The sequence below is a fragment of the Agarivorans sp. DSG3-1 genome, assembly GCF_046774965.1.
GTDB lineage: Bacteria > Pseudomonadota > Gammaproteobacteria > Enterobacterales > Celerinatantimonadaceae > Agarivorans.
On sequence record NZ_CP177241.1, the window covers coordinates 3,222,624 to 3,240,862 of the forward strand.

The 18,239-nt window shown below is 43.5% G+C and carries 17 protein-coding genes; 10 read left to right on the top strand and 7 right to left on the bottom strand.

The annotated features are described in order from the left end of the window. Positions 1 to 63: 63 nt before the first annotated feature. Positions 64 to 1,200: an ABC transporter ATP-binding protein gene (locus tag ACLD71_RS14945; protein WP_137673034.1), complete on the top strand. Its 1,137-nt coding sequence runs from the start codon at positions 64 to 66 to the stop codon at positions 1,198 to 1,200. An 83-nt stretch (positions 1,201 to 1,283) separates the two neighbouring features. On the opposite strand, the gene ACLD71_RS14950 is transcribed toward ACLD71_RS14945, so the two are convergent. Further along, entirely contained in the window at positions 1,284 to 1,979 is a 696-nt protein-coding gene (locus tag ACLD71_RS14950) for a flagellar brake protein (RefSeq protein ID WP_303553084.1), read from the bottom strand. Positions 1,980 to 2,126: 147 nt separating this feature from the next. Here ACLD71_RS14950 and ACLD71_RS14955 point away from each other — a divergent pair, with 147 nt between their 5' ends. After that, on the top strand, positions 2,127 to 2,999 hold the full coding sequence (locus ACLD71_RS14955; protein WP_411991195.1) for a 6-carboxytetrahydropterin synthase: 873 nt from the start codon (positions 2,127 to 2,129) through the stop codon (positions 2,997 to 2,999). A 44-nt stretch (positions 3,000 to 3,043) separates the two neighbouring features. Here ACLD71_RS14955 and ACLD71_RS14960 read toward each other — a convergent pair whose 3' ends face one another. Next, positions 3,044 to 5,080 (bottom strand): methyl-accepting chemotaxis protein, encoded by a 2,037-nt coding sequence (locus tag ACLD71_RS14960; protein WP_137673031.1) that lies wholly within the window; start codon positions 5,078 to 5,080, stop codon positions 3,044 to 3,046. 312 nt (positions 5,081 to 5,392) lie between these two features. Here ACLD71_RS14960 and ACLD71_RS14965 point away from each other — a divergent pair, with 312 nt between their 5' ends. From ACLD71_RS14965 to ACLD71_RS15000, 8 genes are all read left to right on the top strand, one after another. Beyond that, complete coding sequence (locus ACLD71_RS14965; RefSeq protein WP_411991196.1) at positions 5,393 to 6,853, top strand: COG3014 family protein; 1,461 nt, start codon at positions 5,393 to 5,395, stop codon at positions 6,851 to 6,853. Between the two features lie 13 nt (positions 6,854 to 6,866). Further along, positions 6,867 to 7,259 carry a YcfL family protein gene (locus tag ACLD71_RS14970; protein ID WP_411991197.1) on the top strand — a complete coding sequence of 131 codons (393 nt, stop codon included), beginning with the start codon at positions 6,867 to 6,869 and terminating at the stop codon, positions 7,257 to 7,259. 14 nt (positions 7,260 to 7,273) lie between these two features. Then, a complete protein-coding gene (gene lpoB / locus ACLD71_RS14975) occupies positions 7,274 to 7,864 on the top strand; it encodes a penicillin-binding protein activator LpoB (protein ID WP_411991198.1) in 591 nt (196 codons plus the stop codon). 7 nt (positions 7,865 to 7,871) lie between these two features. Then, positions 7,872 to 8,894 carry a beta-N-acetylhexosaminidase gene (gene nagZ / locus ACLD71_RS14980; protein WP_411991199.1) on the top strand — a complete coding sequence of 341 codons (1,023 nt, stop codon included), beginning with the start codon at positions 7,872 to 7,874 and terminating at the stop codon, positions 8,892 to 8,894. A gap of 53 nt (positions 8,895 to 8,947) precedes the next feature. After that, the gene (ycfP, locus tag ACLD71_RS14985) at positions 8,948 to 9,496 is read left to right on the top strand and encodes an alpha/beta hydrolase YcfP (RefSeq protein ID WP_137673026.1); all 549 of its coding nucleotides are present in this window, start codon (positions 8,948 to 8,950) and stop codon (positions 9,494 to 9,496) included. A gap of 178 nt (positions 9,497 to 9,674) precedes the next feature. Then, on the top strand, positions 9,675 to 10,970 hold the full coding sequence (locus ACLD71_RS14990; protein WP_411991200.1) for an NAD(P)/FAD-dependent oxidoreductase: 1,296 nt from the start codon (positions 9,675 to 9,677) through the stop codon (positions 10,968 to 10,970). A 156-nt stretch (positions 10,971 to 11,126) separates the two neighbouring features. Beyond that, the gene (locus ACLD71_RS14995; protein ID WP_411991201.1) at positions 11,127 to 11,234 is read left to right on the top strand and encodes a LysR family transcriptional regulator; all 108 of its coding nucleotides are present in this window, start codon (positions 11,127 to 11,129) and stop codon (positions 11,232 to 11,234) included. Between the two features lie 212 nt (positions 11,235 to 11,446). After that, a complete protein-coding gene (locus tag ACLD71_RS15000) occupies positions 11,447 to 11,755 on the top strand; it encodes a hypothetical protein (protein ID WP_411991202.1) in 309 nt (102 codons plus the stop codon). 130 nt (positions 11,756 to 11,885) lie between these two features. Here the strand turns inward: ACLD71_RS15000 and ACLD71_RS15005 are convergent, their stop codons facing one another. The 5 genes from ACLD71_RS15005 to ACLD71_RS15025 all read right to left on the bottom strand — a co-directional run bounded on the left by ACLD71_RS15005 (position 11,886) and on the right by ACLD71_RS15025 (position 18,133). Then, positions 11,886 to 12,329: a hypothetical protein gene (locus ACLD71_RS15005; protein WP_411991203.1), complete on the bottom strand. Its 444-nt coding sequence runs from the start codon at positions 12,327 to 12,329 to the stop codon at positions 11,886 to 11,888. Positions 12,330 to 12,527: 198 nt separating this feature from the next. Continuing rightward, a complete protein-coding gene (locus tag ACLD71_RS15010; protein ID WP_303508454.1) occupies positions 12,528 to 12,911 on the bottom strand; it encodes a DUF2919 family protein in 384 nt (127 codons plus the stop codon). Positions 12,912 to 12,918: 7 nt separating this feature from the next. Next, entirely contained in the window at positions 12,919 to 14,106 is a 1,188-nt protein-coding gene (locus ACLD71_RS15015; RefSeq protein WP_411991204.1) for a peptidoglycan binding protein CsiV, read from the bottom strand. Further along, entirely contained in the window at positions 14,090 to 17,545 is a 3,456-nt protein-coding gene (gene mfd, locus ACLD71_RS15020; protein WP_411991205.1) for a transcription-repair coupling factor, read from the bottom strand. Before mfd ends, ACLD71_RS15015 begins: the two co-directional genes overlap by 17 nt. A gap of 9 nt (positions 17,546 to 17,554) precedes the next feature. Next, on the bottom strand, positions 17,555 to 18,133 hold the full coding sequence (locus ACLD71_RS15025; protein ID WP_303508460.1) for a hypothetical protein: 579 nt from the start codon (positions 18,131 to 18,133) through the stop codon (positions 17,555 to 17,557). Between the last annotated feature and the right edge of the window lie 106 nt (positions 18,134 to 18,239).

An 18,239-nucleotide genomic window follows, 5' to 3' on the forward strand; every position in this document is an offset into this window, starting at 1 on the left:
GCAGCTACGCAAAACAAGATTGATTGCGAGTAAAGCGACGCTTTATTCAGTTTGGAGCTAATAATGGCTGATGTAATTCTAAAAAATGTACGTAAAAACTACGACCCGGCAATTCACCAAGATACCTTGCGTGATATTAACTTAGACATTCAAGATGGCGAGTTTGTAGTATTCGTTGGTCCATCAGGTTGTGGTAAATCAACGCTGTTACGTATGATTGCTGGCTTAGAAGATATTACAAGCGGTGAGCTTAATATCGGCGGCAACTTCATGAATGACGTGCCACCAGTTGAACGTAACGTAGGTATGGTATTCCAATCTTACGCTTTATACCCACACATGGACCTACGCGAGAACATGTCGTTTGGTCTTAAGCTGAAGAAAGTAGAAAAAAGTATCATTGAAAAGCGTGTTAATAACGCTTCAGATATTTTAGGCCTAGATCCTTTACTTGACCGTAAGCCAAAAGAGCTAAGTGGTGGTCAGCGCCAACGTGTTGCAATTGGTCGTTGTATCGTACAACAACCAGGTGTTTTCTTGTTCGATGAGCCGTTATCAAACTTAGATGCTGCACTTCGTGTGAAAATGCGTATTGAGATTGCCAAGCTTCATAAAGAACTACAATCAACCATCATCTACGTTACTCACGACCAAGTGGAAGCGATGACCTTGGCGGATAAAATTGTAGTACTAAGCCCATTAGATCCAAATGCTGCTACAAACTTAGAGCAATATGGTTCACCGCTTGATCTATACCATAACCCAGCAAACAAATTTGTTGCTGGGTTTATTGGTTCACCGAAAATGAACTTCATTGAAGGTGAAATTGTGGAAGTAGGCGAGCAAGAAAGTAAAATTAAACTGGTAACTGGCGATATTGTTAGCGCTGCGGTAGATACAAGCCGTGCAAGCGTTGGTGATGCTGTTGAGTTTGGTTGCCGCCCTGAGCATTTGGTTGAAGATACCCATGCTCACGCAGAGAACTTTATTACAGGTACTGTAGTAGTTGCCGAGCACCTAGGTGCAGAGTCTTACGTTTACATGGACGTTAAAGGCTTTGATTTCACCTTTAAAGCGCGTAGCGAATTCCCAACGAACAATGGTGATGAGTTACGTGTTGGCTTACCAACTAAAGCTAGCTACTTGTTTGACAGTAATGGCATTGCGTTCCCACGTACTGCCAAGTACAACAAAGACTAGAAGTTGACCGTTAATTCAAAGCGACCTTCGGGTCGCTTTTTTTTTGCTTAAAATAAACTTAGCTCTGGGGAAAAGAATAAGATTTAATTTGGGGTTTTGTTTTCGCGTTGAACAATCTCTAGCAGGGCCGTTTGGATAAATTTTTGTTTTACCGACTCATCTGCATCAAAGCTCAGCCCGTAATGAACCCGTTCAGGGGATCGTTGTTCTAAGTGTTGGTTACAAATACTTGCCTTTATGCTTAATGTTTCATATTCATCTATAGGCAGGTGTAAATTAAAGCTTCGTTTTGTTAAGGGTAATGGTATTGGAGCGCTTATAAAGCCACCACCATTTAGCGATAAGTCTTTGAGTAAGCCTTTAAAAGATTCATTGCTGTCGCTTTCACTTTGCATTTTACAGGGTAACGACACCGGTAAACGGCTATGTTGCCGCAAACTAATTTTTTGGATATTTCGGGGATAATCTAATACCACCCAGCGTCCTACACTGCTCATTAACTTTGAAATTGAGCCGCGGTAAGCAAAAATAGTAGCGTTTGGATCGCCTTCATTAACGATTCTCACCACAATAGATTGACCTTCGCGAATTAAGTCTCTGGCCGCTTCCCATTGCTGGTCCATGCCTCTAGATAGAATCACGCACATACCTGGTTCAATACCAATCAAGCGACTACGTAAGCGCAAAGGGTTAGTTGGGGTAGGGATCTGCAAGTGCACTTCGGTTTGGCAGGGAAGGGCATTAAACTCATTGAGTAACTCAGGCGCTATCGGGTCCACGGCGTTATCTAGTTATTATTCAACATGGTTAAACCTTATCACAGTTAGTTGAATTTTGGTTTTTCCGCTTGTTGAGATTGAGAAGCAACTGCCTAAATGGTGGCGTTGTGGCTATAATGTGCCGCATTAGCGATAACGGACTGCAATATGAAACTATTTGTAAAAGACTTAACAGTGATTGACTCAACCTACTTATGTCCAGACCGAGGTTTAGTGGGGGAAAGTTGGTTAGTGGATATTGAATTGGGCGGATCGTTAAATGATATGGATATGCTGCTTGACTTTGGCCAGGTTAAAAAACTGATTAAACGGTTAATCGACGATAAAGTTGACCACAAACTATTGGTTCCTCGTCGCTCTCCATTGTGTAAGGTAAGCAACAGCGAAGGCTACATGCAATTAGACTTCCAACGTCCACATGGTAAAAGTATTCACTTACGCTGCCCCGATGAAGCCTATACATTTATTGACTCGGTTGAAGTGAGCAATGAAGCCTTAACTGCTTACGTAAAAGCGGTGGTGCTAGAACAATTACCCAATAATATTCAAGACATAAGCATTAACTTACGTCATGAAGCGATCGACGGTCCGTATTACCACTACAGTCATGGATTGAAGAAACACGATGGTAATTGTCAGCGAATTGCTCATGGTCATCGCTCAACGATAGAAATTTTAGTGGATGCAGAGAGTGATGTTGATCTAGCCACTAGTTGGGCAATGAAATGGCGTAACATTTATCTCGGTAGCGCCAATGATGAGATATCAGTAAATGATATTAGCTTTTATCAGCAACAGGAATGGCAGCAGCATTACGCCTTTGCCTACCAATCCCCTCAGGGCTTTTTTGAGTTAGTGGTGCCTAAGCAAGAAACCGATATTTTGCCCTGTGAGACAACGGTAGAGAACTTAGCTGCTTATATTGCGCAAACCTTATCTAAAGCGATGGATGGGCATACGTTAAAAGTGATTGCTTACGAAGGGGTAGGTAAAGGCGCAATTTCAGAAGTTTATCGATAAAAAAAGGCTCCTAGCTAGGAGCCTTTTGGGTGCTATTTCTGTGCTTACAAGGTAAAACGTTTTACCAATGAGTCTTGTTGTTGTGCCAGCCCACCCAGTTCTTCACTGGTGCTGGTGACAATTTCAATGCTTTGGTAGTTTTCGTCACTAATATCGGAAATGCGATTTAAGTTATTCGATATTTCCGCGCCAGTGGCTTGCTGCTGTTCTGCTGCTGCGGCAATTTGGCTACTCATATCCGAAATTTGGGTAATAATTCCCTGAATTTCTTCCATTGCGCCGTTGGCATCTGATGATTGTGAGATGCTCGCCTGCATTTCTGATGAACATTCTGACATTACCGATACTGCACGTTGGGCACTTTTCTGCAGGTTTTCAATCATTGATTGAATCTCTGTTGTTGAGTTAGTGGTTTTCTGTGCCAGCACTCTTACTTCGTCGGCAACAACCGCAAATCCTCTACCTTGCTCACCCGCACGTGCGGCTTCAATGGCGGCGTTTAATGCAAGTAGGTTGGTTTGGTCTGCGATACCGCGAATCACATCCAAGATAGAACCAATGCTATTGCTCATGCTATCTACTTCGCCGATTACTGAGCTACTATGCCCCAGTTTTTCAGACAGTTGATGGGTAGTCGTGATGTTATTGCTCATAATCTGACGACCAGAGTTAGAGGCCTCTTCCACTTCCATTACTTTTTCCAAAGTAATGTTCGCGCTCTTGGCTACTTCTCTTACCGATTGTTCCATCTCGGTCATGGCGGCGGCAACAGAGGCGGTTTCTTGACGTTGATTATTTAGCTCTTCTTTAGCGGTATTTAGGGTCGTGGAGTTACCCTGAGATACATTCGACAGGCTTTCTGCCGCTTGGCTTATGTCATTTAGCACCGAGCGCATCTGCTCCATCATACTGTTGGCTGAATCTGCAAGTTGTCCAAACTCATTAGTACTTTGGTAGTTTACCGTTTCCGTCATGTCACCCGCTGCAGCTGCCTTAAGCGTTTTAAGTAACTGATTTAGCGGTTGTTTGATTGAACCCGCTACGTTCCAAGCAACGAGTAACGCTAAAGGAATGGCAATAATCATCGCGGTTATTAGCTGAATACGGCTTGATTCAAGCATCTTGTTTGCATTAGACGCCGCCATATCGACTTGAGCATTTGCAATATCATTGATTGCTGAAAGCTGGCTAATGGCATCGGTAATTTGCACTGCAGTGTCGGCTACTCGTAGTGAGATAGCTTCTTTAACTTTGGCGACTTCTAAATGATTGGCAAGTACGCCATCATCTTTGGTTGAGTCTTTTACAAACTGGTCAATTTGGTGACCCATGTCGTTGCGCAACTCTGGAATTTCGTCTTCTAAATCAGAAGTGGCGCTCATGAAGTTTTTAATAAGCTTGTTATTTCGCTTCAAAATCACTGCAATTTTTTTAGACTCTACAGTGTTTAAACCTTCCAAAGTGTTTAGCTCAATTACCGCCATTGCATTCAGAAAGCTTTCGGCTGCCCAACGAATGTAGTCATCGTTTAGCTCTACCACTTTGTCTGACAGGTTCTTTTTAAGCTGTGGCAACATGACCGTGAGTTGGTTGGAGCTACGCTTTACTGATTTCAGTTCTGACAAGTAATTTAAGTTGTCGTCCATCACTTGTTTAGCAACTTGAAAGTAGTTCTGATCTAGGCTGTTTAGCGTGTCTAAACGAGCTTCTAGCTCAGCGTTGCCTTCGGCCATCGAACGCAAGGTGCCTAAAGATGAAATGAACACTAATTCACTTTGCTCAAACGACTCGCTGCTTGCTTTGATAACTTTAGTATCAGCAGAGGTTAATGCATCTTTAAAGTATTTGTCTGCGGTCAGCAAATCTACGGCAAACTCACTACTTTGAATAACCAAAGGTGTGGCTTCTTCGGTCACCACGTCAAGCTGTTGGTTAAACTGACTGCCCGTTTGTAGTGACAATACATTAGTTAACACCATCATTAGAACCAAAAAACCAAATCCGATGTTTACTCGATGAACAATAGAAATGTTTTTAAAAAATTGGAGCGATGAGGCTACGTTTAGTGACTTTTTTTTCATAATTCCTCGACCAACCGATCTGTTAGCTATTTATAGTTTTTATATTATTTTATTTAGTAAAAAGTATGCCTTTAGTTGGCTATTCTTACTATGCAAGAGATCACAACTCTAGACGCTGGAAGCCCTTTTATACTGATAATAGCGGCCAACTTAACAAAGACTTTACCTTTTAAAATATAAAGCAAAATAAATTGTACAAATATAGAACAATCACAAGCAATTTGTAGAAATACTTCGCGCTAGATTAGGTCTAGCTCGTAAAATAGTTTATAAATAGACTTCTCCCGAACATCTGGTTTTTGGAACGCATTAATGGCTGATTCATCGCCCATCAAGTGGCGCGTTTTACATACTCGTAACACTGCGTTCTTTAGCAAGATGAACAAACAAGCTATCGCTTTCGCTTTATTTACCAGCTTATTGCTAGTTGGTTGTAGTAGCGCAGTTTTTAGTGATCTTTTTGTGAGTTACGACGAGCAACTTAATGCTAGTCGTTATCAAATGGGGTCTGGGCAGTTCGAGTTAGCCTCGGACCTTATTTCTGAAGGCAGTAAAAGCGATAATAACTACTATCTTAAGCAGTTGGAAAAAGGCCGCTTATCTTATCTAGCGGGTGACTTTTCTGGCAGTCAGGCTCATTTTACCCACGTTGATGAGCAGCTTACTTGGCTGTCTCGCCAAGCTGAGTATCGTTTATCTACCGGCTTACAAAATGTTTCAGCCTTAGCAACCAACGACAATTTTATTGAGTATCACGTGCCGGTTTACGAGCAAGTGATGTTACATCATTATCAAGCCATCAATTACTTGCACAGCGATGGTTTGGAGTCTGCATTGATTGAAATCCGCCGCGCCGGATTGATTCAACAGCAAGCTATGCAAGAAGTGCCGGTGACTTTAGAAGAGCAACTACGTGATTATAAGTCGCAGTATGATGACCTAATGACGGATTACCCGCAGCTAAAAACTCAAGACAAAGCCTTAGCGAACGCCTTTCAAAACGGCTTGAGTTTTACGCTATCAGCCGCTTTATATTTGGCCGCAGGGCAAGAAGATGATGCTTACATTGATTACCGCAAAGCGCTAGCACTAGCGCCAAACAACGGTTATTTGCAAGCAGAAGTCGCTCGTTTGGGACAAAAGCTAGCCATGAGTGATTATCGAGAATACACACCAGCCAAAGCTAAAGCCTTAACCAAGCAGCAGGGGTTATTGGTTGTGTTGCACGAACAATCAATTGTGGCAGCGCGCCAAGAGGCTCGCTTTACTTTACCCCTATATAATCATAATCGCTGGGAAACCTACACAGTCGCTCTACCCGTTATTTCAGGGAATGCGCAAATAGCTATACCGCAATGGATGAAAGTGGGTAACGAGCGATTCTCCAGTGAGCGCTTAGTGCAGTTTGATGAGCTAGCAGCTAAGCAGTTACAACAAGATTTACCCGCAATATTACTGCGGCAAATTTTGCGTGTGATAACCAAAGATCAATTTCGTCGTGAAGTGAATAAAGATAAAGCAGATGACGAAGAAAACTGGGCGAACGCGTTGGTGAATGTGTACAACATTGCGTCGGAGCGGGCAGATACACGCAATTGGCAAACCTTACCAGCCTTGGCGCAAGTGGCGATTAAGCCTCTTCCAGCTGGCGAACATACTCTAGAATTTGAAGGCTTGTTGCAAAACCAAGCAGCAATTAATATAACTGCAGGTAGAGTAACCTTAATACTGACTAATGATTTGGGCTCTCCAGCTCAAATATTTAATTTATAAAGAGGGTAAAGCTATGAAATATTTGCTGTTATTAATTGCACTGCTTGTCGTAGGCTGTACCACCGACACCTCTGGCATTTCGGCAGATTCAGATAAGCCCGATGGGAAGCAATGGCTAATTGTAGACAATATTAGCTTAGGTCGAAAACTCACCGTTTTAGATGCTGCTACTCACCAAGGAATGGACCGCTTGCGCGGTGTGGCAACAATACAATCTTTATTCAAAGGTGACTTAAATTTGCAGTATCGCTTTTACTGGTATGACAGTAACAACATGCAAATTAATAGTGCAACTACCGCATGGACGCCTCTAAGCTTACACGGCAAGCAACAAATTCAAGTGCAATCAGTTGCCTTGGTAAATACCGCGAGCCATTTCAAAATTTATGTTAGAGAAGTTAAATAACAGAGAGATATCCCATGAAAAAACTCGTACTCGCTGCATCTGTACTAGCCCTTACCTTAAGTGGTTGTTCTACCCATGTAAGCTACGGCGACCCGCAAGAAGTTGAAACAGTAGATGTTGCTTTTGGCTCAACTGACTTACAAAAAATTGCCGTTGAAATGACAGATTCGATGATTTCGTCTCCATTGCTAACCGACATTACCAATAACAATCGCCCGATTGTGTTTGTTGAACGCATTAAAAACAAAACTACCGAGCATATTGATACTGAGTCAGTGACTGATTCAATTAGCACAAAATTACTGCAATCTGGCAAATTCCGCTTTGTTGATATGACACGCGTAACGGCGGTACGTGAACAGCTTGATTTTCAAAACGACGGCGGGTTAGTTGACCCATCTAAAGCGATTGCTTTTGGTCAGCAAGTGGGTGCTGAGTATATGCTTTATGGCAACCTTTCAAGCATTGTAAAAACTAACAAGAAAACCAAAGACGTTTATTACAAAATGACTATGCGATTAATGGACTTAAAAACTGGCTTAGTTGAATGGGCTGACGAAACTGAGATTCGCAAGGGCGAAACTAAATCTACTTTTGGTTGGTAGTTAGTACATGGGACCTCTGTTTTTAGATTTACTCGGTACGGAGCTGAGCGCTGAAGAGCGCGAGATGCTCCAGCATCCTCTTGTGGCTGGCGTTATTTTGTTCAGCCGTAATTATCAAGATCGAGCTCAGTTGTTAGAGTTAGTTCGTACCATTCGCTCTGCGAGTAAACAGCGCTTATTAATTGCTGTTGATCACGAAGGGGGCCGAGTACAGCGCTTTAGAGAGCAATTTTCAGCTATTCCTGCGATGGGCTTGATGGCGAAAGGCGCAGACACTCTTCATATTTCTCACCAAGACTGGGCTAAGCAACTGGGTTGGTTAATGGCTGCAGAGTTACGGGCTTGCGACATTGATATTAGCTTTGCACCCGTTTTAGACATTGATGGTGTTAGTGATGTAATAGGGCAACGCGCTTTTAGCAATAGTCCTAGCGAGATTATACGTTGCGCAAGTGCGTTTATTGATGGAATGAACTTAGCCGGTATGAAAGCTACAGGTAAACACTTTCCTGGCCATGGCAATGTAAAAGCGGATACTCACCATTTAGAGGCTCGTGATCCGCGCCCATACGCAGAAATTAAGCAGCAAGACATGCAAGTATTTGCCGCGCTTATTGCTCAGAACAAACTCGATGCGGTAATGCCTGCCCATGTTATTTACAGTGACATAGATGACAAGCCTGCAGGGTTCTCGCAGATATGGCTGCAAAAAATACTACGTAAAGAGTTATCGTTTAACGGGCTTATTTTTAGTGATGACCTAAGCATGAAGGGCGCTGCAGTTGCGGGTAATCATATAGATCGTGCTCAGCAAGCCTTAGCGGCAGGTTGTGATTTATTGCTAGCCTGTAATGATAGAGAAGCTAGCATTAGTTTATTAGATGGCTTAGATCAAAGCTGTGTTGCGAATGCCGAAACCTTAGTGGGTAAAGCGTTTGCGCATAGTTGGTCAGAGCTTGAATCGCAAGCTCAGTATCGAGAAATTGCCGCTCGTGCTGCACAAATAGTGCAAATGAGTAGTGAATGGTAACAATTATAAATACACTTAGTTTTAGTGTGTGAATGTAAGGAAGGTATTGCAGGATGATTATTTATCTACACGGCTTCGATTCAACAAGTCCGGGTAACCATGAAAAAGTGCTTCAGTTGCAATTTGTAGATCCCGATGTGCGGCCGATCAGCTACAGCACCATTCATCCGCGGCATGATATGAGTCACTTACTGAAAGAAGTGCATAAACAGCTCATGTTAAGTGCCGAAGAAGAAGTTGTGATTTGTGGTGTGGGCTTGGGGGGCTATTGGAGCGAGCGCATTGGTTATTTATGCGGGATCCCATCAGTGATTTTCAATCCTAACTTACACCCAGAAAAGAACATGCAAGACCGAATTGAACGCCCAGAAGAGTACATTGATATTGCATCAAAGTGTGTTACTGAGTTTAGAACTAAGAACAAAGGTAATTGTACTGTGGTGCTCTCAGAGAACGATGAAGTGTTGGACAATTCTCATTCTGAGCAAGAGCTTAAAGCCTATTACGATGTTATTTGGGACAAAGAACAAAGTCACAAATTTAAAGACATCAGCCATCACCTGCAGTTGATAAAGTCTTTAAAACGCCTGCCAAGTTTATAGAATCTTAAATTTTCATAAAAAGAGGGAATTAATCCCTCTTTTTTATTGGGCGCTTTTTGTGATCTTAATCAAGTTACGTATAATGAGCCCACCTTAGCTAGTTGTTAAAGGCATAACAAAAATAAAGCCTTTGTAGTAGAGCTAAACACTTCAAGTTGTTACAAGGAAATATTCAAGCATGACTAGAATCGTTGTAGTTGGTGGTGGGGCCGGTGGTTTAGAACTGGCGACGCGCTTAGGCCGTAAACTCGGTAAACACGGAAAAGCTAACGTAGTGCTGGTAGATAAAAACCGCACCCATTTATGGAAGCCGCTATTACATGAAGTGGCTACCGGCTCTTTAGATGCAGGCATTGACGCCTTGAGCTATCGCTCACATGCTGCTAATCATGGCTTTGAATTTCAACTTGGTGAAGTGGCTGATGTAAATCGTGAAGATCAATTGGTGACTTTAAAGGCTATGGTCGAAGAGGGTAAAGAAGTTCTTCCGGCGCGCCAGCTAAATTATGATTACCTAATCATGGCCATAGGCTCTGTTTCGAACGACTTTAATACCAAAGGTGTTAAAGACAATTGTATTTTCCTCGACAACCCAAGCCGCGCTGATTTATTCCACCGCCGCATGCTTAATCGCTTTTTACAGTATTCGCAAAATGACGAAGCGCAAAAGGGCGAAAAAGTACGTGTTGCTATTGTTGGGGCTGGCGCAACTGGCGTAGAGCTTTCTGCTGAGCTGCATAACGCCTTAGACCAACTACGCGCTTATGGCGTGCCAAACCTAAGCCATTCAAGCCTAGCGGTAACCTTAGTAGAAGCGGGTGAGAAAATTCTCCCGGCATTACCTGTGCGCATATCTAGCTCAGCCCATTCAGAGTTACAGAAAATGGGTGTAGATGTACGTACCAAAACGATGGTGACGGAAGCGACTGAAGAGGGCTTAACGACTAAAGGCGGTGAACTGATTAAAGCTGACTTAATGGTGTGGGCGGCAGGCATTAAGTGCCCTGATTTTATGAAAGAACTCGGCGGCTTAGAAACCAACCGGATTAACCAGTTAGTGGTTCGCCCAACCTTGCAAACCTCGCGCGATAGTAATATTTATGCGATTGGCGATTGTGCGAGTTGTGCCATGGGAGAAACCGGTTTTGTACCACCACGGGCTCAATCGGCTCATCAAATGGCGACCTTAGTATTTAAAAATATTGTGCGCCAAATTGAAGAAAAACCACTGCAAGAGTTTGAATACAAAGACCATGGTTCCCTAGTATCACTCAGCCGTTACTCAACAGTTGGTTCGCTAATGGGTAATCTTATGCAAGGTTCAATGATGATTGAAGGGCGCATTGCACGAGTAATGTATATCTCGCTTTATCGGATGCATCAAATCGCCTTACATGGCTACATGAAAACTGGCTTAATGATGTTAGTAGGGCGAATTAACCAAGTATTGAGGCCTAAGCTTAAGTTGCACTAAGTTTATTAGTTAAAAGCAGCTCAAGGGCTGCTTTTTTGTGCAAGTGTAAGCTGAAAGAATAGGCTACTAGTATCGTCGTATTAAACAATACACTTGCAAATCAGCGCCTTCCCTCCGATGATAGCCAAGATATCATTTACAACGTTCACTTACTCTATGTCTCAGTCTAGTCAGTTTGATCTCAATCTTTTACGTGTATTTAAGTCAGCTTGTGAGCATGAATCAGTCACTCGAGCCGCAGAACAGCTTGACCTGACTCAATAGACAGTAAGCAATGCACTTTCCCGGTTAGAAACAATTGGCCAAGAGCTGCTTACCCGCATTGTTCGAGACATAACACCAATGTCATTAGCACAAGGCTTTTATTCTAGCCGGCAAGTTGCTTTGCTTAACATTGAAGGGTTTATTGCCAAGGGGTGATGCTCCATAAGCTACGATAAAAGCTCGCTATAGCACTTAAGGATAGTGCGATAGATGTGATGTTGATTGAATTGTCCAGCGATGAGCAAGAAACCTACGAGGATATGAGCAGTGAAAGTATCGATGTTGTTATTGATGTATGTGCACCAGAGAGTGTAACCTTTAACTCTCTGGTCATTCAGCGAGATAAATTGTGTTGCATTGCTAATCGATCGCTCCCTCGCTTACGAATCGGAGATCTTACCCGGGCTGCTTATTTAGCCGAGCTGAATGTAATGTTCGATATACGCAGCTTTACCTTAGCAGCCTTGCTTGAATCAGGTAAAGCTGGTATCGAAGGTGATAGTTCAGTAATGAAAAAATGACAGAGGTATCAATACACTCTGATGGTTCTTTTGAAATCCTACCTTGCCCGTCGAAGGGCCAAGAAGTAGATGCTTACACATACAACTAGCTAACACAGAATATGGGTACCTATTAATGTGGTCATTTTTACTATTCTGTGGCGTGAATAATCGCGGACACATGGTTTTCAACCACTGTAAAAGCCACTTTATCTCCTACTTTAAAATCGTGACCATGCACTAAGCAGTTATATTCTTTTCCTTGTTTGTCTTTCAGTATTAGGCGGTCAATATACTCGCCAAATTTTTCGTTAGTAATGTCTTGGCCTATGAAAGCGCCTGCGGTACCTATAATGGCGTTAGCGCTTCCACCACCAATTTGTCCGCCGACTAAAGCACCAATAAACGAGCCGCCAAATTGTTTACCTAACGAGGCATCTTTCTTTACTTCGCGAATATTTGATACCTCACCGACATGCCGAACTATATTGGGAGAGTTATCAAGCTGATCGGTCGGCACTTCTTTTTGGGGGGAAGTGCAGCCTTGAATCGTTAAAACTAGAGTGGCCAATAGGTAAGTCCGTAGCATATTCATGTCATTTCCTTATCGGTGCTTTATGATCTTGGCTTAGCGGTAGAAAGTGCTCAGGAAAAGTATAATCCAATAAGGTGTTTTAGTTGGCGAAACTAAGTAAGCACCAAGAATTTTATTCATGAAAGAAAAGAGAGGGTAACCATTGAGGGCCGAATACCCAGTTTTTTTAGAGGCTTAGGTAAGGAGAGAAATTAAGGGTTATGGCTTGTCTAACGCAGACTTAAACACGATAAAACTCATCATCAAGCTAATCCACAAGGTGACTGCATTCAGCGCTTCAAAACGCCAAAAATTGAGATTTATGGAATGAACTTGAATCGCTATATCAGCAAGGAGTAAAACTAAGATCCCCCATAACTGCCAGCGTATCGAAAGTTTCTGCCATAGCTTAGGGAAGATTAAACGAGTGAGTGGCAGGGCGCCCATCGCAAGCCCAAAATAGAACCAGAAATGGTCGGGGTAAAGCAGCCCCAGTATTTTATCACCAGTTTGGCGAGAGCTGGCGGCAATCGCCAGCAATAACCACGTTCTGCTTAACAGCGCACAGGCAAACAGTACGCTGGGTTGATTTGCTAATAACACCGTTTAATTAAGATGCTGGCGTAGCGCTAGCGCTTGGTTCAGGCGAGTTATCCTCGGTTAGCTGTGCTTGTTCATTCTCCCCTGGGCTTTCTTCAACATTATCTGCAACGGGCAACGACTCAACACTGTTGGTTAGGTTTGTTTGCTCTTCTGGGCTGCGGCGGATTTGAATCAGCATTCCCATTAGCGGATGATCAAAATAGTGAATTTCGCTGGAGCGAACTCGACGTTTTTGATCAAATTTAAAGCTCTGTAGTTGCTCTTCTGTTTGATACTCAGTGACTAAACTACCAGCTTCAACATTGTTAGCATCAGCGCTTAATAACACCACTTGTTGCTGCTCTTCTTCATCAGAAAGAGGGGCTTCTACCACCACTGTACTGAGTTCAGTTTCGGTAGTTAACGGTTCTTCGCTAGCATTAATATCAAGCAACTCTTGCTCGGGTTCGTTAATTAACAGCTCTACATCTTCAGGGCGCTTAAGCAGCAGCTCTGTTTCAATGTATAAGTAGTGTTGAAGGTACACACGAATGCCGCCTTCTAATTCCCAAATCGCAGCAGCAGCTTCAGGCTCTATATCAAACGCTCCAACGGCAGTATCGGGGGCGTCAAACAGCGAAATGTTTTCAGCAGCTAAATCAAAGCCTTGGCTTTCCTCAATTATTGCATCGTCAGAGAAATTTAATGAGCCAAGTAAACGTCCATTTTCGTTAAAACGGGTCGAGAAATCTTCGCCAGCTTGAATTTGGTAGTGTTTAGCGCGATTACGCGGGGCAACAATTTCACGCCAACCTAGGTGAAGTAAGGGCGTAAAAGCAGCATGCTGTTTAAGCTTATTAAACTCGTCATTTAGTTCTAGCTGCTGTTTGCTCAGCATTTGGCGTTTTGTTGAGCCAGTGACAGGCCAGCCTCTACCGTCTATGCTCACCGGTAACTTATCAAATCGGGGGGCAATGCAGGGCTCTAACTCATCATTACAACCAAACAGCGGCGCGAGCAATGGTTCGCTGGTATTTACGCCTAGCGTTTGTGGCTGCGGCCAATATTCTTGGCTACTTTCCACACTTACATTTCGCTTAAAAAAGATAACTTCTATGTCAAACCAGCGAGGTTCTTGAGCAACACTCGGTAAGCTGGTTAGTGTTACTGCTGCTAACGTGGTTAGCTGCAGGGCATTTTTAAGAGTTTGTCGCATTGGCAGTAAATTGCTCCAATAATGATTCGATCAAGCTTAATCGTTGTTCTGGGCTGTCGCTAGGTACCGCAAATTTAAGTTTATTTGCGCCTTCTAGGCGATAAATTGCTGGTTGTGATTGTAACAGGCTTACTAGAAAAGCGGCATTAACTTTTGTTGATTCGCCGAACTCTACTACACCACCTTTTGGTCCTGCTTCTACCCGTTTGATACCGAGTTGTTCGGCTTCAATTTTTAGCTTTTGTACTTCAAATAGGTTTTTTGCTTGCTCTGGCAGTAAACCAAAGCGGTCGATGAGTTCAACTTGTAATTCACGCATTTCTGGTTGGTCTGCACAATTGGCAATGCGTTTGTACATGGTTAGGCGAGTAGTAACATCAAAAATATAGTCGTCAGGCAGCAATGCTGGCACGCGCAATTCAATCTCGCATTGGTCTGTTTGGCTTAAGTCCCAATTCAAGTCTTGGCCGTTTTTAAGAGCCGTCACGGCTCTATCAAGCATTTCCATATACAAGGTGAAACCTACCGCTTCAATTTGTCCGCTTTGGTCATCACCTAATAGCTCGCCAGCTCCCCGAATTTCTAAATCGTGAGTGGCAAGCGTAAAGCCTGCGCCTAAGTCTTCTAACTGGGCAATAGCATCCAAACGTTTAATCGCGTCTTTGGTGATAAGCTTTGGCGGTGGCGTAAGTAAATACGCATATGCTTGGTGATGTGAGCGACCAACTCGACCACGTAACTGGTGCAACTGGGCTAATCCAAAGTTGTCGGCGCGGTTAATAATAATGGTGTTGGCGCTAGGGATGTCGATACCGGTTTCGATAATGGTGGTACACACCAAAACGTTAAAACGCTGATGGTGGAAATCACTCATTATTCGTTCTAACTCACGCTCGCGCATTTGTCCGTGAGCCACGGTTATACGGGCTTGCGGTAACCATTCACGTAGTTCTTGGGCCACGCGGTCAATGGTGTCTACTTTATTATGTAGGAAGTAAACTTGGCCACCACGCATCACTTCACGGCTTATCGCTTCTTTAATTAAAGCTGAGTCGTGTTCGCGAACAAAGGTTTTTACTGCTAAACGCTTAGCTGGCGGTGTGGCAATAATCGATAAATCTCGCATGCCGCTCATCGCCATATTCAAAGTACGCGGAATTGGCGTAGCGGTTAGTGTCAGAATATCGATATTAGCCCGCATGGCTTTGATTTGTTCTTTTTGCCTTACTCCAAAACGGTGTTCTTCATCTATCACCAACAAACCTAAATCGGAATACTTCACGTCTTTACTAAGTAGCTTATGGGTACCAATAATAATGTCGACTTTGCCGGCGGCTAAGTCTTTAAGTACTAGGTTTTGTTCTTTGGTGGTTTTAAAGCGCGATAGCGAGGCGACTTCGATTGGCCAATTAGCAAAGCGGTCGCTAAAGTTATCGAAATGCTGCTGGGCTAATAGGGTGGTTGGCACTAATACTGCGACTTGCTTACCGGCATTCACCGCCACAAACGCTGCACGCATTGCCACTTCGGTTTTACCAAAGCCTACATCGCCACATACTAGGCGGTCCATTGCATTTGGCGTTTGCATGTCTTGCAGTGTGGCCCCAATTGCTTGTTGCTGATCATCGGTTTCTTCAAAGGGGAAGTCTGCCGAAAACTGCTGATAAGCTGCATCGTCTAATTCATAGCCAAAACCAGGTTTGGCGGCGCGCTTGGCGTACACTTCCAGCAACTCGGCGGCAACATCGCGAATTTTCTCTGCTGCTTTTTGTTTGGCTTTTTGCCACTGGTCGTTGCCCAATTTATGTAGCGGAGCGGTTTCGTCGTTTGCACCTGAATAGCGACTAATTAAATGCAATGCATTAACGGGAACATAAAGCTTGGCTTGATTAGCATATTCAAGCGTTAAAAATTCAGTTTTTATGCCGCCATTTTCAAAGCTGGTTAAACCGAAATAACGACCCACACCATGCTCAATGTGAACCACTGGCTGACCAATAGTTAGCTCAGCCAAGTTGCGAATAAGTACATCGGGATTTAGCGTTTTGCTAGAGGCCTTGCGCTGTTTAGCGCGAACCTTATCGCCCAGTAAATCTACTTCGCTAATGATTTGTATGTTTGGTTCATTGAGTTCAAAGCCTTTGTCTAGCGGCGCTACCACCATGGCTAAGCTATCTTTGCTGGCAATAAAATCGGCAATGCTGCTGTAGTCTTTTAAACGCAGCTTTAGTGGGCTTAGCAGGTTTTTAAGGGCTTCGCGGCGGCCTTCTGTTTCTGCAATAAAGCAGGTCTTTGGCTGCGGGTGATGCTCTAAATAATGACTAAGCGCTTGTAAGGGAAGATTTAAGCGATGATTAACACTTAAATCGGGCAGGGTATGCGCGTCTAAATTTAGTTTGCCTTGGCTGCTACGTGCAGGGCCTTTATGTAGTTTTACTCCAGCAAACAGTTTTAATTCTTTAAAGCACTGCTCGGTACTTTGATAAAGCTCATCGGGCGGCAAGATTGGGCGCGCTTTATCGTAGCGGCGGTTTTCGTAGCGCTCACCTAATTCGCTCCAAAACTGTTTGCCCGCATGATCTAAATCGCCCACCTTTAAAATAACGGTATTTGCTGCAAGTTGATCAGTTAGACTTTCGGTGTGCGCATGAAACAGCGGTAAGTAGTATTCGATACCAGCCGGCATGATGCCTTTAGATACTTGCTGGTATATAGAACCTGCATCACGGCTGGGTTCAAAACGGTCTCGCCATTGCTGGCGGAAGGTTTCAATACCGCTATTATCCGTTGGGAACTCATGAGCGGGCAGCAAGGTGATGCTTTTGTGCTGTTCTGCACTGCGCTGGGTGTCGGGGTCAAATTCACGAATACTGTCGAGTTCGTCATCGAAAAAGTCTAAACGAAAAGGAAAGTTGCTCCCCATGGGATATAAATCGAGCAAGCTGCCGCGTAGTGCAAATTCGCCATGCTCCATAACTTGGTCAACATGCTGATAACCAGCACTCACTAAACGTTCTTTAAATGCCGCCAAATTTAGCTGCTGGCCTACCTTGAGCTGTAAGCTGTGTTTAGCTAAAAACTCTGCGGGGGCACAGCGTTGCAACCAAGTGGCAATAGGCGCTATAAGCACACTATTTTTATCGTGACTTAACTGATTAAGGCTTAATATTCGCTGCGAAACAATGTCTTGGTGAGGTGAGAAGGTATCGTAGGGGAGTGTTTCCCAGTCGGGTAATAAATGCAGGGCACGCTGTGGCTGCAAGCCATTTACTTCTCGCTCGATTTGAAGCGCACTGCGAGTATCTTCAGTAAGAATAACAATTGGGGCGTCAAGTTGGGCAATATATTCTTGAATAACAAACGCTAATGCGCTGCCTGGGAGGTTGCTAACTTGTTTTTGATCGCCTGCTGATTCAGGACACGGTAAATTTAGTAACACAGAAAACTCTTATTTGTCGGCTTGCTGGCGAGCATCGGCTCGGGCTTTTAGTTGTTGGCTTTGCACGTGTAAGCTTGCTCGTACTAAGGCTTCTACGTCTTCATCACGAATAAGTTTGTAGCTTATTTCAATAAGGTGTTCACTGCGATGGGCAATCGCCTTTGATTGCAATACTTCACCATAACAAAATACTGCGGTAGACTCTTCTGGTAGAAAAATCTTTAACTTGAGTAATTGGCCTTTCGGTAGTGCTTCTTTCCAAAAGCAGTGTATTTCAGAACCACCAAACTGTTGGCTTAATGTTCGCTGTGCTGGGCTGTCTTGTTGTACTAATACATAACTGAGCACGCGGTTCAGCTTTTGTTCTTGCGCATGTAAATAGCTTAATAATTGCTCACCGGCTTCGCCCAATTGTTTAATGGCCCGTAAACCTAATAATGATTGATGTTGACCAGGGTTAGCTAAAATAAATGGTTCGGGAATGCTAGCTTCAAATTCTGCAGTTGACTGAGGTAGCGCGCTGTTATCAATAGTTTCTAGATTAACGTTGAGCTGATGGGTAACACTAAAATACTGTTGATCCTGCATATTTCCCTACAAGCGCCGAGCGGCGAGTTATCAAATAGACCATGCTTAAAAGCGTAGTTGAAGGCGAAATTACAACAAGTTGTGTAACGGATTGCAAATAAACTGA

Bases quoted from the DNA above. Each gene is read 5' to 3' on its own strand.
- ACLD71_RS14945 (WP_137673034.1), top strand. From the start codon at position 64: ATGGCTGATGTAATTCTAAAAAATGTACGTAAAAACTACGACCCGGCA.
- ACLD71_RS14955 (WP_411991195.1), top strand. From the start codon at position 2,127: ATGAAACTATTTGTAAAAGACTTAACAGTGATTGACTCAACCTACTTA.
- ACLD71_RS14960 (WP_137673031.1), bottom strand. From the start codon at position 5,080: ATGAAAAAAAAGTCACTAAACGTAGCCTCATCGCTCCAATTTTTTAAA.
- ACLD71_RS14965 (WP_411991196.1), top strand. From the start codon at position 5,393: ATGGCTGATTCATCGCCCATCAAGTGGCGCGTTTTACATACTCGTAAC.
- ACLD71_RS14970 (WP_411991197.1), top strand. From the start codon at position 6,867: ATGAAATATTTGCTGTTATTAATTGCACTGCTTGTCGTAGGCTGTACC.
- lpoB (WP_411991198.1), top strand. From the start codon at position 7,274: ATGAAAAAACTCGTACTCGCTGCATCTGTACTAGCCCTTACCTTAAGT.
- nagZ (WP_411991199.1), top strand. From the start codon at position 7,872: ATGGGACCTCTGTTTTTAGATTTACTCGGTACGGAGCTGAGCGCTGAA.
- ycfP (WP_137673026.1), top strand. From the start codon at position 8,948: ATGATTATTTATCTACACGGCTTCGATTCAACAAGTCCGGGTAACCAT.
- ACLD71_RS14990 (WP_411991200.1), top strand. From the start codon at position 9,675: ATGACTAGAATCGTTGTAGTTGGTGGTGGGGCCGGTGGTTTAGAACTG.
- ACLD71_RS14995 (WP_411991201.1), top strand. From the start codon at position 11,127: ATGTCTCAGTCTAGTCAGTTTGATCTCAATCTTTTACGTGTATTTAAG.
- ACLD71_RS15005 (WP_411991203.1), bottom strand. From the start codon at position 12,329: ATGAATATGCTACGGACTTACCTATTGGCCACTCTAGTTTTAACGATT.
- ACLD71_RS15015 (WP_411991204.1), bottom strand. From the start codon at position 14,106: ATGCGACAAACTCTTAAAAATGCCCTGCAGCTAACCACGTTAGCAGCA.
- ACLD71_RS15025 (WP_303508460.1), bottom strand. From the start codon at position 18,133: ATGCAGGATCAACAGTATTTTAGTGTTACCCATCAGCTCAACGTTAAT.